Source organism: Massilia sp. P1_C10, assembly GCF_056406475.1.
The window spans coordinates 526791-542010 of the sequence record NZ_JBFUAC010000002.1; the positions used below are offsets into that span (position 1 = coordinate 526791).

Annotated in this window: 15 protein-coding genes; 10 read left to right on the top strand and 5 right to left on the bottom strand. The window is 65.4% G+C overall.

The annotated features are described in order from the left end of the window. Positions 1-30: 30 nt before the first annotated feature. Genes AC1D02_RS06720 through AC1D02_RS06730 form a run of 3 tightly spaced genes read right to left on the bottom strand, consistent with a single transcriptional unit; the run spans position 31 to position 3187 of the window. Complete coding sequence (locus AC1D02_RS06720; RefSeq protein ID WP_477314989.1) at positions 31-1131, bottom strand: ABC transporter substrate-binding protein; 1101 nt, start codon at positions 1129-1131, stop codon at positions 31-33. Positions 1132-1156: 25 nt separating this feature from the next. Further along, positions 1157-2113, bottom strand: a complete 957-nt coding sequence (locus AC1D02_RS06725) for a tripartite tricarboxylate transporter substrate binding protein (RefSeq protein WP_477314991.1) — start codon at positions 2111-2113, stop codon at positions 1157-1159. Positions 2114-2122: 9 nt separating this feature from the next. Beyond that, entirely contained in the window at positions 2123-3187 is a 1065-nt protein-coding gene (locus tag AC1D02_RS06730; protein ID WP_477314993.1) for a porin, read from the bottom strand. 134 nt (positions 3188-3321) lie between these two features. On the opposite strand from AC1D02_RS06730, the gene AC1D02_RS06735 reads away from it, so the two are divergent. The 3 genes from AC1D02_RS06735 to AC1D02_RS06745 all read left to right on the top strand — a co-directional run bounded on the left by AC1D02_RS06735 (position 3322) and on the right by AC1D02_RS06745 (position 5748). After that, a complete protein-coding gene (locus AC1D02_RS06735) occupies positions 3322-4014 on the top strand; it encodes a response regulator (protein WP_477314995.1) in 693 nt (230 codons plus the stop codon). A gap of 1 nt (position 4015) precedes the next feature. Continuing rightward, positions 4016-5479: a sensor histidine kinase gene (locus AC1D02_RS06740; protein ID WP_477314997.1), complete on the top strand. Its 1464-nt coding sequence runs from the start codon at positions 4016-4018 to the stop codon at positions 5477-5479. Positions 5480-5550: 71 nt separating this feature from the next. Beyond that, entirely contained in the window at positions 5551-5748 is a 198-nt protein-coding gene (locus AC1D02_RS06745; protein WP_477314999.1) for a hypothetical protein, read from the top strand. Between the two features lie 74 nt (positions 5749-5822). On the opposite strand, the gene AC1D02_RS06750 is transcribed toward AC1D02_RS06745, so the two are convergent. Both AC1D02_RS06750 and AC1D02_RS06755 read right to left on the bottom strand, forming a co-directional pair. Continuing rightward, the gene (locus AC1D02_RS06750) at positions 5823-7145 is read right to left on the bottom strand and encodes a homoserine dehydrogenase (RefSeq protein ID WP_477315001.1); all 1323 of its coding nucleotides are present in this window, start codon (positions 7143-7145) and stop codon (positions 5823-5825) included. 21 nt (positions 7146-7166) lie between these two features. Next, positions 7167-8396 (bottom strand): pyridoxal phosphate-dependent aminotransferase, encoded by a 1230-nt coding sequence (locus tag AC1D02_RS06755; RefSeq protein ID WP_477315003.1) that lies wholly within the window; start codon positions 8394-8396, stop codon positions 7167-7169. 209 nt (positions 8397-8605) lie between these two features. Here AC1D02_RS06755 and AC1D02_RS06760 point away from each other — a divergent pair, with 209 nt between their 5' ends. The 7 genes from AC1D02_RS06760 to AC1D02_RS06790 all read left to right on the top strand — a co-directional run bounded on the left by AC1D02_RS06760 (position 8606) and on the right by AC1D02_RS06790 (position 15217). Next, positions 8606-8989 (top strand): Mth938-like domain-containing protein, encoded by a 384-nt coding sequence (locus AC1D02_RS06760; protein ID WP_477315005.1) that lies wholly within the window; start codon positions 8606-8608, stop codon positions 8987-8989. Further along, a complete protein-coding gene (locus tag AC1D02_RS06765) occupies positions 8989-10656 on the top strand; it encodes a phospholipid carrier-dependent glycosyltransferase (protein WP_477315007.1) in 1668 nt (555 codons plus the stop codon). The genes AC1D02_RS06760 and AC1D02_RS06765 overlap by 1 nt, the downstream gene beginning before the upstream one ends. Then, entirely contained in the window at positions 10653-11024 is a 372-nt protein-coding gene (locus AC1D02_RS06770; protein WP_477315009.1) for a DMT family transporter, read from the top strand. Before AC1D02_RS06765 ends, AC1D02_RS06770 begins: the two co-directional genes overlap by 4 nt. 66 nt (positions 11025-11090) lie before the next feature. Then, positions 11091-12233 (top strand): DegT/DnrJ/EryC1/StrS family aminotransferase, encoded by a 1143-nt coding sequence (locus AC1D02_RS06775; RefSeq protein ID WP_477315011.1) that lies wholly within the window; start codon positions 11091-11093, stop codon positions 12231-12233. Next, on the top strand, positions 12230-13231 hold the full coding sequence (locus tag AC1D02_RS06780; RefSeq protein WP_477315013.1) for a glycosyltransferase: 1002 nt from the start codon (positions 12230-12232) through the stop codon (positions 13229-13231). The genes AC1D02_RS06775 and AC1D02_RS06780 overlap by 4 nt, the downstream gene beginning before the upstream one ends. Then, entirely contained in the window at positions 13231-14145 is a 915-nt protein-coding gene (locus tag AC1D02_RS06785) for a formyltransferase (RefSeq protein WP_477315015.1), read from the top strand. The genes AC1D02_RS06780 and AC1D02_RS06785 overlap by 1 nt, the downstream gene beginning before the upstream one ends. Positions 14146-14164: 19 nt before the next feature. Beyond that, positions 14165-15217 (top strand): bifunctional UDP-4-keto-pentose/UDP-xylose synthase, encoded by a 1053-nt coding sequence (locus AC1D02_RS06790; RefSeq protein WP_477315017.1) that lies wholly within the window; start codon positions 14165-14167, stop codon positions 15215-15217. Positions 15218-15220 lie beyond the last annotated feature (3 nt).

Here is a 15220-nt window from a genome sequence, read left to right on the forward strand (position 1 = left end):
AGGCCGCGCCGCGGCCCGCCATCTTGCAAATTACTTCTTACCGCCAGTTTCCTTCCACTGCTTCAGGAAGGCCATGCGCTTGGCAGGCGCCAGGTAGGTCAGCACGGCTGGTCCGACCGGCACCGGCTTGATGTTCTTCTCGCCGATCAGCTTGATCAGGTCGGCCGAAGTGGTTTCGCCCTTGACGTCGGCGCGGATCGCATACAGCTTCGATTCGTTGGCGATCACGGTCTGGCCGCGGTGCGACAGCATGTAGTCGATCCACAGCTTTGCCGCGTTCGGGTTCTTGGCCGCCTTGTTGATGAACTGGACGCGCGAGATGATCAGCGTGTAGTCCTTCGGCAGGACGATGCCAATCGACGGGTCGGTCTTGGCGCGCACCAGCGCGTAGGAGCCGAGCACGTTGTAGCCGATCAGGTTCTCGCCGGACGAGATCCGTTCGAGCATGGTGCCGGTCGACGACTGCACGCGCACGCGCGCCGTGCCGAGGGCCTGTGCCAGTACCGGGAACTGCGGATAGTCCTGCGCATCCTGGGTCATGAACATGAAGCCGACGCCCGATTTCTCGATGTCGTAGGTAGTGACCTTGTCCTTGAACTTTTCGGCCGTGATCAGCTTGGCGAATTCGGCGTGCGTCTGCGGCACTTCCTTGGCATCGACCAGGCGCTTGTTGTAGACGATGGCCGCCGGCTCGAACGTGGTGCCGTAGGCCATGTCGTTCCACACCGCCCAGCCAGGGATCTTCGACGCTTCGACCGATTTGTAGGCCATCGCGTGGCCTTCCGACGCCAGCTTGACCTGCAGGTCCATCGCCGACGACCACATCACGTCGGCGGTATTGCCGCCGGCCGCCGCTTCGGAGATGAAGCGGTTGTACACTTCAGTCGAATTCATGTCGTTGTATTCGACGGTGATGCCCGGGTACAACGCACTGAAGTCCTTGATCAGCGGCTGGGTGGCCTTGCTGTCGGTGGCGCCGTAGATCACCAGCTTGCCTTCCTTCTTGGCGCCGTCGATCAGCTTCTGGTAGTCGGCCGGATAGCCGGCCGGGACCTGGGCGAACGCGCTCATTGCGGCGCCGGCCAGGGTCGCTGCGATGGCAGCGCTCAAAATGGTCTTGGTAAGTTTCATGTCTCGTCTCCTGGTTTATGTTTTTTTAGCGGACCAGCTTGAACTGCCTGGCCTGCCGGTTGTAATCGTCGATCGCTTTTGTCACATACTGCGTCAATGCTTCGCCCGTCATGCTGAACGGGTAAAACCCATACGATGCGCGGATTTGCGCGAACTCGGGATTCGCTTCCGCCTGTTCGAAGGCATGCACCCAGCGCCGATAATCGGCATCGGAAACCTTCGGCCCCATCCACACGCCGCGGATGATCGGCCACACCACGTCGATGCCCTGCTCGCGCGCGGTCGGCGCGCCGGCAAGAATGCCCGGCAGGCGTTTCTCCGACAGCACCGCCAGCACCCGCACCTTGCCGGCGCCGGCGTACAGCGACGCTTCCGACGCGTCGCCCGACACCACCTGGACGAAGCTGGCGTCGAGCGCGGTGAACGATTCGCCGCCGCCTTCGAGTGCCACGAAACGCAGCACCTTCGGGTCGACGCCCGCCAGCCTGGCCACCAGCGCCATCTTCAGCCAGTCCTGGCTGCCGATGGTGCCGGACACGCCGATCAGCACCTTTTCGGGATGCTTCTTCAGCGCCGCCAGCAGTTCGGCCAGCGTCTTGTACTGCGAGTCGGAGCGCACCGCGATCATGCCGTAGTCCGCGCCCAGCGCCGCGACCCAGCGCACGTCCGACGCCTTGGCCTTGCCGAACTTGCCCTGCGCGAGATTGAGCAGCGAACCGCCCGAAAACGCGACCAGGGTGTTCGGCTCGCTGGCGCGCTGCGACACCAGCGTATGCCAGGCCACGGCGCCGATCCCGCCCGGCATGTAGTTCAGCCGCATCGGGCCGTTGCCGTGCAGGGCCTTCTGCGCCAGCTTGCAGGTCAGGTCCATCGCGCCGCCCGGCTTGGACGGCACGATGCACTCGGCGTCGGCCGCGCGCGCGGCGCCGCCCGCTGCCAGCAGCAGGACGACAGCGGCGAACAACGGCAGGCGGGCGTTCATCTGGTCGCCTTAGAAGCGGTGCTGGATGCCGACGGTGACGCCGGTCTGCGAGTTGCCGAAGCCGGCATCGTCGCGCGACAGGCCGACCAGCTTGCCGTTCTTGGCCTTGGCGTAAGCGGCCGAGGTGTACAGGTCGGTGCGCTTGGACAGCGCGTACAGGATGCGCGCGACGTACATGGTCGGATCGGCGTCCTGGCCGGCCGCGACTTCCTTGACGTTGACGTGGTAGACCGCGCCGGTCACGGTGATGGCCGGCTTGATGTAGTAGCTCACGCCGCCCCAGTAGGTATCGGCGCGCACGTCGGCGGTGGCGGCTTTGCCGGCCACCAGCTTGTAGCCACGCATGCCGGCGGTCAAGCGCCAGTCGTTGGTCTTGTAGTCGGCGGCCAGGTGGTAGGCTTTGGTTTCGTCGCGGTTGCCGGTGGCGACAACGGTGTTGCCGTTGATCTGCTCGTAGGCGGCCATCAGCCCAAGGCCGGCGTGGGTCCACGAACCGCCCACAGCATACTTGCGGCTGTCGGCGGCGCTGCCGGCGACTTCACCCAGGCCAATGGTCGCGCCGTATTTGAATTCGCCGGTGCTGCCCGAGTACTTGACCAGGTTGTCGAAGGCGGTGGTCATGCCGTATTTCGACGGGCCGGTCGCGTTCGACGAGGTCGCCCACGAGTAGTTCGGCGCGTAGCCGAGCGGGTCGAACAGGATGACGAAGTCGTAGGTGGTGGTGAACGAACGGCCGATCACGAGGCGGCCGAAACCGCCTTCGAGGCCGACGTAGGCCTGGCGCTTGAACATCGCGCCGTCCGCCGCGCCGGTGTCCATCAGGATGCCGCCTTCGAGGTTCCACACGGCTTTCAGGCCGCTGCCCAGGTCTTCGGTGCCGCGGAATCCCCAGCGCGACGTGTTCTTGCCGCCTGAGATGACCTTGGTGACGGTGTTCTGGTTCGCGTTGGCATGATTCAGTTCTTCGACGCCCACGTCGAGCAGGCCGTAGACCTGGACGTTGGATTGCGCGTGGGCCGCGCCGGCGGTGGCGAGGGCTGCGAAAACGGCGAGCGAAAGGACGGACTTCTTCATTAAATGTCTCCTGGACGTTAGTTATGGTTTTGAATGCTGGTGTTTCTGGCCATACTATATGGCTCCCATCCTTTCAATTCGCTTTCAGCCCCGCCTGTAGCGCAAAGATCACAGTTGGGCTTACACTTCACCCCATGCGCATACTTTTAGTTGAAGACCACCTCGAACTGTCCCACTGGCTGGCCAAGGCCCTGCGCGACGCCAAGCTCACCGTCGAAACGGCGACCAACGGAGCCGACGCCGACGCCCTGCTGCACACCCAGGACTATTCGCTGGTGCTGCTGGACCTGACCCTGCCCAAGATGGACGGGCTGGAAGTGCTGCGCCGGCTGCGCGCGCGCGGCGGCCCGCGCGCCAAGACGCCGGTGCTGATCCTGACCGCGCGCGGCGGACTGGAAGAACGCGTGCAGGGCCTGAACCTGGGCGCCGACGATTACCTGGCCAAGCCGTTCGAACTGGCCGAGCTGGAGGCGCGCGTGAAAGCGCTGCTGCGGCGCAGCCAGGGCAACGAAGCGCTGGTGCACCAGTGCGGCGCGCTGTCGTTCGACACCGTCACGCGCATGTTCACCTACGACGGCGCGCCGCTGGCGCTGACGCCGCGCGAGCACGCGGTGCTCGAAGCGCTGATCACCCGCCCGGGCCGCGCGGTGCCGAAGGAAAAACTGTTCGACGAAGTGTTCGCGCTGTCGGACGACGCCAACGTCGACGCCATCGAGCTGTACATCCACCGCGTGCGCAAGAAGCTCGACAAGGTCGCCAGTAACGGCGCCGCCATCACCACCCTGCGCGGCATCGGCTACATGCTGCAGCCGCGCGACCCGGCCTGACATGGCGCCGCTGGCCACCCTGCTGCAGCGGCGGCTAGCCGCCACGCCGCTCGGCAGCCTGCGCAGCCAGCTGCTGCGCTGGCTGCTGGTGCCGCTGGTGCTGCTGGTGGCGGTCAACACGATCTCGGCTTACAACAACGGCATCGACGCGGCCGACCTGGCCTACGACCGCTCGCTGCTGGCATCGACGCGGGCGCTGGCAGAACGGGTCTCGATCAAGGACGGCAAGGTGGTCGCCGACGTGCCCTACGTCGCGCTCGACAGCTTTGAGACCGACACCCTGGGCCGCATCTACTACAAGGTCACCGGCCTCAAAGGCGAGACGGTGTCCGGCTTCGGCGACCTGCCGCCGGTGCCGGCCAACGTGCCGCGCTCGGAAGCCTATCCCGCGCTGGTGCGCTTCTACAAGGCCGACTACAACGGCGAGCCGGTGCGCATCGCCGCGCTGCTGCAGCCGGTGTTCGACGATTCGATGCGCGGCATCGCCCTGATCCAGGTCGGCGAGACGATGGAGGCGCGCCGCGGCCTGTCGCGCAAGATCCTGTTCGACACGCTGCTGCGTCAGGGCGCGATGCTGCTGGCCGTGGCCGCGCTGGTGTGGTTCGCGGTGCGGCTGGTGCTGGCGCCGCTGATGCGCCTGAAAAACGAGGTCGAGCGGCGCGAGGTGCGCGACCTGTCGGACGTCGACCCGGCGCTGGTGCACCGCGAAGTGCGGCCGCTGGTGGCCGCGATGAACACCACCATGAGCCGCATGCAGAAGCTGATCGCCGGCCAGCGCCGCTTCATCGCCGACGCCTCGCACCAGCTGCGCACGCCGCTGACGGTGCTCAAGACCCAGGCCGAGCTGGCGCTGCGCGAGAACGACGTGCACGCGATGCGCTCCATCGTCGCGTCGATCGCGGCGACCACCGATTCGACCGTCCACCTGGCCAACCGGCTGCTGACGCTGGCGCGCATCGAGCATGGCAGCGAAGCGGCGGCGCTGGCGCCCGTGTCGCTGACGCAGATCGTGCACCAGGTCGCGCTGGAGCTGGCGCTGCCGGCGGTGCAGAAGAAGATCGACCTGTCGCTGGAAGCGGCAGGCGAGGTGCTGGTCGACGGCCAGTCGCTGATGCTGCACGAGATGGTCAGCAACCTGGTCGACAACGCGATCCGCTACACGCCGGCCGGCGGCCACGTGATCCTGCGCGTGCGGGCGACGCCGTCGGGCGCGCTGCTGCAGGTGGAGGACAGCGGCGAAGGGATCGCCGAGGCCGAGCGCGAAAAGGTGTTCCGGCCGTTCTACCGTTCCAGCGCATCGCTGGCGACCAACCAGGACGGCACCGGGCTCGGGCTGGCGATCGTGCGCGACATTGCGATGCTGCACGGGGCCGGCATCACGCTGTCGGAGGGGGCCGACGGCCGCGGGCTGAGAATCAGCGTCGGCTTTCCGCCTGCGCGGCAACAAGATTCCGCTGCGCCATAGGGCGTTGAGTAGGCTCAAAGGTCGCGCGGGCCGGGAGTTTCGGCGCGGCGCGAGGCGCGTAGAATCGCCGGATGAAAACGCCAAATGACAATTTGATCGCGCCGGACACGCTTGGTCCGGAGGACGAGGACCAGGAACTGCGCGCGCTGATCAGCGTCGACCTGGAGCACGACGACGACGCCCCGCCCTGTCAGCCGGTCGATGAGTTTTCCGATGAATTCCTGCTGCAGGCGCCGCGAAGCAGGCGCGCTGATGATAACAATGGGTGATTGGCCGGCGCCGCTGACCACGGTCTGGGGTCAGGTCCGACGGACCTGACCCCCGGGTTAGCGGCGGCCGCAGGTCAGCTCAGGCTTTCGAGGCGGATGCGCGTCACATTGCCTACCACCGTCTCCAGCGCTTCGATCTTCTCGATCGCCGCGTCGATGTTCTTCTCGCGCGTCTGGTGCGTCAGCATGATGATGTCGAGTCGCGTCGCCCCTTCCGCCGGCTCCTTCTGCAGCACCGCGTCGATCGAGATCCGCGCGTCCGCCAGGATCCGCGTCAGGTCCGCCATCACGCCCAAGCGGTTCTTCACGTACACGCGCAGGTAGTAGCTAGTGTTGATCTCGGACATGGGCCAGATCGCGACGTCGGTCATCTGGTTCGGCTGGAACGCCAGGTGCGGCACGCGGTACTCGGGATCGGCGGTGGCCAGGCGGGTGATGTCGACCAGGTCGGCGATCACCGACGACGCGGTCGGCTCGGCGCCGGCGCCCTTGCCGTAGTAGAGCGTGGCGCCGACCGCATCGGCCTGCACCAGCACCGCGTTCATCGCGCCTTCGACGTTGGCGATCAGCCGCTTGGCCGGGATCAGGGTCGGGTGCACGCGCAGTTCGATGCCTTCGACGCCGTCGATCACCGTGCGCCGCGTGATCCCCAGCAGCTTGATGCGGTAGCCCAGCTGCTCGGCGTACTTGATGTCGACCGCTTCGAGCTTGCTGATGCCTTCGATGTGCGCCTTGTCGAACTGCACCGGGATCCCGAACGCGATCGCCGACATGATCGTCAGCTTGTGCGCCGCGTCGACGCCTTCGATGTCGAAGGTCGGATCGGCTTCGGCGTAGCCCAGTCCCTGCGCCTGCGCCAGCGCGGTCGAAAAGTCGAGCCCCTTGTCGCGCATTTCGGACAGGATGAAGTTGGTGGTGCCGTTGATGATGCCGCACACCGATTCGATCCGGTTGGCGGTCAGGCCTTCGCGCAGCGCCTTGATGATCGGGATGCCGCCGGCCACCGCGGCCTCGAACGCGACCATCACGCCCTTCTCCTGCGCGGCGGCGAAAATCTCGTTGCCGTGCAGCGCCAGCAGCGCCTTGTTGGCGGTGACGACGTGCTTGCCGTTGGCGATGGCGCGCATCACCAGTTCGTACGGCAGCTCGTAGCCGCCTATCAGTTCGACGACGATGTCGATGTCGGGATGGTCGACCACGGCGAACGGGTCGCCGACGACCTGGCACTGGCCTTCGACCAGGCTGCCGGCGCGCTCGGTATTGCGCGCGGCGACCATGGCGATCTCGATGCCGCGGCCGGCGCGGCGCCGGATCTCTTCCTGGTTGCGTTTCAGGACGTGGAATGTGCCCGCACCGACGGTGCCGATGCCTAGCAGGCCTACTTTGATGGGTTTCATATTCTTTGACGGTGAGGGGTTTCAGCCGCGCCCGTGCCTCCGGCGGTAGCCATCGAGGTAGCGGGCGATGCGGCCGCATGCATCGGTCAGGTCATCGGAGTTCGGCAGGAACACCAGCCGGAAATGGTCCGGCGCGATCCAGTTGAATCCCGTGCCCTGCACGATCAGGACTTTTTCCTCGGACAGCAGGTCGCAGGCGAACTGCTGGTCGTCCGCGATCGGATACATCGCGGGGTCGAGGCGCGGGAACATGTACAGCGCAGCTTTTGGCTTGACGCAGGTAACGCCCGGTATATCGGTTAACAGTTTGTGCGCAAGGTCGCGCTGCTTGAGCAGGCGCCCGCCCGGGCCGACCAGGTCGGCGATGCTCTGGTAGCCGCCCAGCGCGGTCTGGATCGCGAACTGGCCCGGCGCGTTGGCGCACAGGCGCATCGAGGCGAGCATGTTCAGGCCGTCGATGTAGTCCTTGGCGTGGCGCTTCTCGCCCGACACCACCATCCAGCCGGCGCGGTAGCCGCACGAGCGGTAGTTCTTCGACAGGCCGTTCAGGGTCACGAACAGCACGTCGTCGGCCAGCGCGGCGATCGACTCGTGCTCCTCGCCGTCATATAAAGTCTTGTCGTAGATTTCGTCGGCGTAGATGATCAGCTGGTGCTGGCGCGCCAGTTCGATGATCTCGAGCAGCACCTCGCGCGGGTACAGCGCGCCGGTCGGGTTGTTCGGGTTGATGACGACGATCGCCTTGGTGTTCGAGGTGATCTTGCGGCGGATGTCCTCGATATCGGGGAACCAGCCGGCCTGCTCGTCGCAGACGTAGTGCACCGGATTGCCGCCCGAGAGGCTGACCGCGGCGGTCCACAGCGGGTAGTCGGGCGCCGGCACCAGCACTTCGTCGCCGTTGTTCAGCAGGCCGTTCATCGCCATCACGATCAGCTCGGAGGCGCCGTTGCCCAGGTAGATGTCGTCGATCTTGACGTTGGCGATCTTCTTGCCCTGGGTGTAGTGCATCACCGCCTTGCGCGGCGCGAACATGCCCTTCGAGTCGGTGTAGCCGGCCGCGCCGTGCAGGTTCCGGATCATGTCCTGGACGATCTCGTCCGGCGGGTCGAAGCCGAACACCGCCAGGTTGCCGATGTTGAGCTTGATGATCTTGTGGCCGTCCTCCTCCATCTGGCGCGCCTTTTCCATGGCCGGGCCGCGGATCTCGTAGCACACGTCGTCGAGCTTGTTCGATTTCAGAATCGGTCGCAAAGTCTTTTCCCTGTCCGGTGGCGCGCTATGTTGCAGTGCGAAAAATCCCATTCTGCCGAAAGCGCCCGAATTAATCAACCGCCAAGGCCGCTACATGCTGCCCGATGGCACGAATTGCTCGCAGGATAGGAGAAATTCGCGCTTTATTGCCGTTTGTGGCATGCTAACGCCCGCAAGCGGCCTGCCTGCCGCGTCAACCATATCCGCACATGAAGCTCCACTCCAGCTCGACCCAACAATACCAGACCGTCACCGGCTACTTCGACGGCGGTGTCGAAATCAACGCCGCGCCCTTTGACTACAGCCTATTGGTGATGCCGGAAGTGCCGCCGCGGCCGTGGCCCGTGGCCGCGTTCGAGGATCTGACGGAGGCGCACTTCGACGCGATCGCCGTGGAATCGCCCGACGTCGTCATCCTTGGCACTGGCGACAAGCAGCGCTTCATCCACCCGCGCCTGGTCACGGCCCTGTCGTCGCGCCGCATCGGCGTCGAGTGCATGGACAACCAGGCCGCCTGCCGTACGTACAACATCCTGATGGGCGAAGGCCGCAAGGTCACGCTGGCGCTGATCCTCGGAGCGCCGGGCGCCTGATGAAAGAACTCCACCTGTCCAACAAACTCGCCTGGAGCCTGTTCGCCGCCTTCGCCATCGCCACCCTGTACCTGCTCGGCGTGCGCACCCTGGTGCCGCCCGACGAGGGCCGCTACGCCGAGATGGCGCGCGAGATGTTCGCCAGCGGCGACTGGGTCACCACGCGCCTGAACGGCATCAAGTACTTCGAGAAGCCGCCGCTGCAGACCTGGATGAACGCGCTGTCGTTCACCCTGTTCGGGCTGGGCGACTGGCAGGCGCGCCTGTGGACTGGCCTGTGCGGCATCGGCGGCGTGGCCCTGACCGGTTACGCCGGCGCCAGGGTGTTCGGCCGCCGCATCGGCTTCTACGCCGCGCTGGTGCTGGGATCGTGCTTCTACTGGGCCGCCTGCAGCCAGATCGATTCGCTCGATATGAGCCTGTCCGGCATGATGACGATTTCGCTGTGCGCTCTGCTGATCGCCCAGCGCGACGCCGCCACGCCCGCCGAACGGCGCAACTGGATGCTGGTTTGCTGGGCCGGCATGGCGCTGGCGGTGCTCGCAAAAGGCCTGATCGGCCTGGTGCTGCCGGGCGGCGTGCTGGTGGTCTACACGCTGATCACGCGCGACTGGAAGCTGTGGACCCGCCTGCACCTGGTCAAGGGACTGCTGCTGTTCCTCGCCATCGCCGCGCCGTGGTTCGTGCTGGTCGCAATGCGCAATCCCGAGCAGCCGCACTTCTTCTTCATCCACGAACACTGGGACCGCTACTTCAAGACCGAGCATCACCGCGAGCAGGCCTGGTATACCTTCTTCGTGCTGGCCGTTGCGGGCATGGCGCCGTGGGTCGGCATCCTGTTCCAGAGCCTGAAGCTGGGCGCCCAGCGCGAAGCGGGCCAGTTCCGCCCGCGCCTGATGGCGTTGGTGTGGGCCGTGTTCATCATCCTGTTCTTCACCAAGTCGAACTCCAAGCTGCCCGGCTACATCCTGCCGATATTCCCCGCCCTGGCGCTGCTGGCGGCGAACTACCTTGAAGCCGGCACACGCACCAGCCGCGCAGTGACGGCTGTCCTGCTGTCGCTGATCGGCGTCGCGCTGCTGGCGACCGTGCCCTTCCTGCCAAAGATGTCCGGCCACTCCGGCGAGTCGGTGCTGTACCAGGCGTTCCAGCCGTGGGTGCTCGCCAGCGGCTTCGTCGCGCTGGCCGGCGGCGGCCTCGCCTTCATTTACGCGCGCCAGATGCAGCGCGACCTGTTCGTCGTCACCCTGGCGATCGCCGGATTTGCCACCTGGGCCCTCCTGATTCCCGGCTTCGAGCCGCTCGGCCAGGGCCGCGCCGGCACCAGGCTGCTGCCGGCCATCCAGGCCGAACTGAAGCCGGACACCAGGATCTATTCGGTCGGGACCTATGAGCAGTCGCTGACGTTCTACCTGCGCCGCCCGGTCATCCTGGTCGACTACCTGGACGAATTCACCTTTGGGCTGGAACAGCAGCCGGCGCTGGCCATTCCGACCGTCGACAAGTTCGTCGAGCAGTGGACCCGCGACGCCGCCGCCGGCGTGCGCGACGTGGCGATCATACGCGCCGACATCGTCAAGGACCTCCAACAGAAAGGCGTCCCGGTGCGCATCGTGGCGCGGGATTCGCGCCGCACCATCATCGCCAACGACGTAAAGACACCATGAACCTATCCGCTTTCGCTTTCATCATCACCGGCGTGCTGCTCAACGCCGCCGCCCAGCTGCTGCTCAAGGCCGGCACCAACGCGCTCGGCGTCATTCACGTCAACGCGCAGAACTGGTTCTCCACCGGCGTGAAGGTGTTTTCCCAGCTGCCGATCCTGGCCGGCCTGGCCTGCTACGTGATCTCGCTGCTGGTGTGGATCATGGGCCTGTCGCGCACGGACGTGACGATCGCCTACCCGATGCTCTCGCTCGGCTACGTCGTCAGCGCGGTCGGCGCCTGGATGTTCCTGGGCGAGGCCGTCACGCTGCAGCGCATCGGCGCGATGGCCGTGATCCTGCTTGGCGTGGTGCTGCTTTCGCGTACCTAACGCTGATAGAATGCGCTTTTGGCACGCCTTGACGTGTCAGCAATAACAATTTAATAAGAGAAATCAATGACCGCCCCTTTGCCGTTCCTGCCCTTTTCAAAACCGACCATCGACGAAGAAACGATCGCCATGGTCGGCGACGTGCTGCGCTCCGGATGGCTGACCAATGGCGGCCCGAAAGTGGCGGAGTTCGAGGCCCAGCTGTCCGCGTACTTCGGCGGGCGCCCGGTGCGCACCTACAATTCTGGCACCTGCACGATGGAGATCGCGCTGCGGATCGCCGGCATCGGTCCGGGCGACGAAGTGATCACCACCCCGATCTCCTGGGTCGCCACCGCCAACGTCATCCTGGAAGTGGGCGCCACGCCGGTGTTCGCCGACATCGACCCGGTCACGCGCAACATCGACCTCGATAAGGTGGAAGCGGCGATCACCCCGCGCACCCGCGCCATCATCCCGGTCTACCTGGCCGGCCTGCCGGTCGACATGGACCGCCTGTACGCGATCGCCAAAAAGCACAATCTGCGCGTGGTCGAAGACGCGGCCCAGGCCTTCGGCTCGACCTGGAAAGGCCAGCGCATCGGCGCGTTCGGCGACTTCGTCTCGTTCAGCTTCCAGGTCAACAAGAATTTGACCACCGGCGAAGGCGGCTGCCTGGTCATGAACACGCCTGAAGAAGCCGTGCTGGCCGAGAAGTACCGCCTGCAGGGCGTGACCCGCTCCGGCGTGGACGGCATCGACGTCGATGTCCTGGGCGGCAAATACAACATGACCGACATCGCCGCGGCGATCGGCCTTGGCCAGATGAAGACCATCGACGCCGTCACCGCGCATCGCGCGGAACTGGCGCATCACTACTTCGACACCTTCGGCGCCGACTTCGAAGCGCGCACCGGCGCCCAGCTGCCGGTGCAGGCTTTCGACACGTCGAACTGGCACCTGTTCCAGATCATCCTGCCGGACCGCGGCCCGAACACGCGCGCCGATTTCATGACGGCGCTGAAGAATGAGCACAACATCGCCACCGGCTTTCATTACGCGGCGATCCACCTGTTTACGATGTACCGCGAGCGCGGCTTCCACGAGGGGATGTTCCCCGAGTCCGAGCGCATCGGGCGCCTGACCGTCACCCTGCCGATATTCGCGGCGATGACCAAGGCGGACGTCGAGCGCGTGGTCGGCGCGGTCAACGCGGTGCTGGCGAAATGAATCTCGACGCACTGAAACCGGAACTGTCGGTCGTCATCCCGATCTACAACGAAGAGGCGGGACTGGCCTCGCTGTTCGCGCGCCTGTACCCGGCGCTCGACAAGATCGGCATCCCCTACGAGATCGTGTTCGTCAACGACGGCAGCCGCGACAACTCGGTGGCGATCCTGGCCGAGCAGTTCCGCGCGCGCCCGGACGTCACGCGCGTGGTCCTGTTCAACGGTAACTACGGCCAGCACATGGCGATCCTGGCGGGCTTCGAAGCGACCCGCGGCGAGATCACCGTCACGCTCGACGCCGACCTGCAGAATCCGCCGGAGGAAATCCACAAGCTGGTCGAGAAGATGCGCGAAGGGTACGACTACGTCGGCTCGATCCGCCGCAAGCGCCAGGATTCGGCGTGGCGCACGATCGCCTCGAAGGCCATGAACCGGCTGCGCGAGCGCATCACCAACATCAAGATCACCGACCAGGGCAACATGCTGCGCGCTTACGGGCGCAACGTGATCGACCTGGTCAACCAGTGCGGCGAGGTGAATACCTTCGTGCCGGCGCTGGCCTACAAGTTCGCGCGCAAGCCGACCGAGATCACCGTCGAGCACGAGGAACGCGCGGCGGGCGAATCGAAGTATTCGCTGTACTCGCTGATCCGCCTGAATTTCGACCTGGTCACCGGCTTCTCGCTGGTGCCGCTGCAGATGTTCTCGATGCTGGGCATGATGATGTCCCTGGCGTCGGCGCTGCTGGTGCTGATGCTGCTGATTCGCCGCTTCGTGATGGGCGCGGAGGCGGAAGGCGTGTTCACGCTGTTCGCCATCGCCTTCTTCTTCATGGGCGTGATCCTGTTCGGCATTGGCCTGTTGGGCGAGTACGTCGGCCGCATCTTCCAGCAGGTGCGCGCCCGGCCGCGCTACGTGGTGCAGACCATCCTGCAGCACGTGCCGGGCAAGGATGAACAGATCGACCTCGCCGTCGAAAAACGCCAGGTGAGCCGCTAGTGGTTAATGATACAAAAAACAAGCGCGCAGTCGTTTTTGCGTATCATAATGTCGGCGTCCGCTGCCTGAAAGTGCTGCTGGCCGGCGGGGTCGACGTCGCGCTGGTGGTCACGCACGAGGACAGCGCCAGCGAGAACATCTGGTTCGAATCGGTGGTCTCGCTGTGCCAGGCCGAAGGCATCCCCTACATCACGCCGAGCGACGCGAATTCGCCCGGGCTGCTGGCGCAGGTCGAAGCCTGCAAGCCGGACCTGATGTTCAGCTTCTACTACCGCAACATGCTGCCGGCCGCGCTGCTGGCGGTGGCGCCCGCGTTCAACATGCACGGCTCGCTGCTGCCGCAGTACCGCGGCCGCGCGCCGGTCAACTGGGCGGTGCTGCACGGCGCCTGCGAGACCGGCGCCACCCTGCACGAGATGACGGTCAAGCCGGACGCCGGCGCCATCGTTGCGCAAAGCGCCGTGCCGATCCTGCCCGACGACACTGCGTTCGAGGTGTTCGGCAAGGTCACCGTCGCGGCCGAACAATGCCTGTGGCGCGTGCTGCCCGCGCTGCTCGATGGCACCGCGCCGCGCACCGTCAACGACCTGCGGCAGGGCGGCTACTTCGGCGGGCGCAAGCCGGAAGACGGCCGCATCGACTGGACCCTGCCGGCGCAGCAGGTCTACAACCTGCACCGGGCGGTGGCGCCGCCCTACCCCGGCGCCTTCACCGACGCCGGCGGCCAGCGTTATGTTATCGAACGTGCACGGCTTTCCCGCAGCGCGCCGGTCGATTTGCCACCCGGGCTGGCTGTGGTGGATAATCGCGTCGTCGGTGTGTGCGGCGACGGCCGCCTGCTGGCAATTTCAAGCCTGCTCGCCGATGGCGTTCCCGTCACGCCGGCGCAGCTGCAAGAGCGCCTGACGGCCTAACAAGACAAGAGCCCACTCCATGAAAAAAGTCCTCATCCTCGGCGTCAACGGCTTCATCGGCCACCACCTGTCCAAGCGCATCCTCGAAACGACCGACTGGGACGTGTACGGCATGGACATGCAGTCTAACCGCATCACCGACCTGCTCGAGAACGATGCGTTCAAATCGCGCCTGCACTTCTTCGAAGGCGACATCACGATCAACAAGGAATGGGTCGAGTACCACGTCAAGAAATGCGACGTGATCCTGCCGCTGGTGGCGATCGCCACGCCGTCGACCTACGTCACCGATCCGCTGCGCGTGTTCGAGCTGGACTTCGAGGCGAACCTGCCGATCGTGCGTTCGGCGCACAAGTACGGCAAGCACCTGATCTTCCCGTCCACTTCGGAAGTCTACGGCATGAGCCCGGACGCCGAGTTCGATCCGGAGAATTCGGCGCTGGTGTACGGCCCGATCAACAAGCCGCGCTGGATCTACGCCTGCGCCAAGCAGTTGATGGACCGCGTGATCTGGGGCTACGGCATGGAAGGCCTGAACTTCACGCTGTTCCGTCCGTTTAACTGGATCGGCGCCGGCCTCGATTCGATCCACACGCCGAAGGAAGGCTCGTCGCGCGTGCTGACCCAGTTCCTCGGCCACATCGTGCGCGGCGAGAACATCCAGCTGGTCGACGGCGGCGAGCAGAAACGCTCGTTCACCTATTCCGACGACGGCATCGACGCGCTGGTGCGCATCATCGCCAACGAAGGCGGTGTCGCAAGCGGCAAGATCTACAACATCGGCAACCCGGCCAACAACTACTCGATCCGCGAACTGGCCGGCATGATGCTGACGCTGGCGGCGGAATACCCGGAGTACGCCGACTCGGCCGCCAAGGTCAAGCTGGTCGAGACCAGCTCGGGCGCCTACTACGGCAAGGGCTACCAGGACGTGCAGAACCGCGTGCCGAAGATCGACAACACGATATCCGAACTGGGCTGGAAACCGCAGGTGACGATGGCCGACGCGCTGCGCGGCATTTTCGACGCCTACCGCGGCCAGGTCGCCGAAGCCAAAGCCTTGATGGACTGACGA